The 1,137-nt window shown below is 64.8% G+C and carries 1 protein-coding gene; it reads right to left on the minus strand.

The features are described from left to right. Window positions 1-1,110, minus strand: a 1,110-nt coding sequence (locus EN969_RS32215) for an ATP-binding cassette domain-containing protein (protein WP_127419794.1), incomplete at its 3' end; no start/stop codon positions are given. Window positions 1,111-1,137 lie beyond the last annotated feature (27 nt).

The raw sequence follows: 1,137 nt of genomic DNA on the forward strand, positions 1-1,137 counted from the left end.
CATCGGCAGCGGGTCGATGTAGAGTTCGACCATCGAGCCGACGGGCGCCGTGAAATAACGGCTGAGGCGGGCGGCGATCTCAAACGGCTTGTCGCCCCCCGCGGGGTGAGCATCATCCCTGCCGGTGGCGTGACCGGCAATCTGGCCGATCAGGACGTTCTCGGCGCCGAGAGCCTCGACGGCCACGACCCGTACGGCAATCTTCTGCCAGTCCGGCTTGTCGGGGCTTTCGTGGAAATCCTCGGCCCGCACGCCCAGAATGACGCGGCGCCCGGCACGCTCGCCATAAGCGTTGCGGTGGCGGGCGGGGACGGCAAGCACGGCACCGCTGTCGGTCAGGACGGAGAGCCCTTCGCCAGGTGCGGCCTGAAGCGTGGCCGGAATGAGGTTCATCGGCGGCGTCGCCAGGAAGCGTGCGACGAAGGTGTTGACCGGGTCGGCATAGACTTCAAGCGGCCGGCCGGCCTGGATCAGGCGACCATCGCGCATGATGCATATGCGATCGCCCATGGTCATCGCCTCGACCTGGTCGTGGGTGACATGGACGATGGTGCGGCCGAGGCGCCGGTGCAGCTTCACGAGTTCGAGCCGCATCTCGGCACGCAGTTGCGCATCGAGATTGGACAGCGGTTCGTCAAGCAGGAAGGCCGCCGGTTCGCGAACGATCGCCCGGCCGAGCGCGACACGCTGCCGCTGGCCACCCGAAAGCGCTGCCGGCTTGCGGCCGAGAAGATTCTGCAGACCGAGCAGGTTAGCGGCGTCTGCAATCTTGGCATCGATGACCGCCGCGTCGGTGCCGCGCATCTTCAGCCCGAAGGCCATATTCTGCCGCACCGACATATGCGGATAGAGCGCGTAGCTCTGGAACACCACGGCGACGTTTCGGTCGCGCGGGGCGACATTGGCGACGCTCTTGCCACCGATGCGGAGATCGCCGGAGGAGATACTCTCCAGACCGGCAATCATCCGCAGCGTCGTCGACTTGCCGCATCCCGACGGACCGAGAAAGATCACGAATTCACCATCGGGAATGGTGAGATCGACCTCATGCACCCCGTAATTGCCATTGCCGTAGAGCTTGGAAACGCGATCGAGCTCGATAGACGCCATAGACTTTCCTCATGAACCCGTCTGACC

It is taken from the genome of Mesorhizobium sp. M7A.F.Ca.CA.003.01.2.1 (assembly GCF_003998945.1).
Taxonomy (GTDB): Bacteria; Pseudomonadota; Alphaproteobacteria; order Rhizobiales; family Rhizobiaceae; genus Mesorhizobium; species Mesorhizobium ciceri.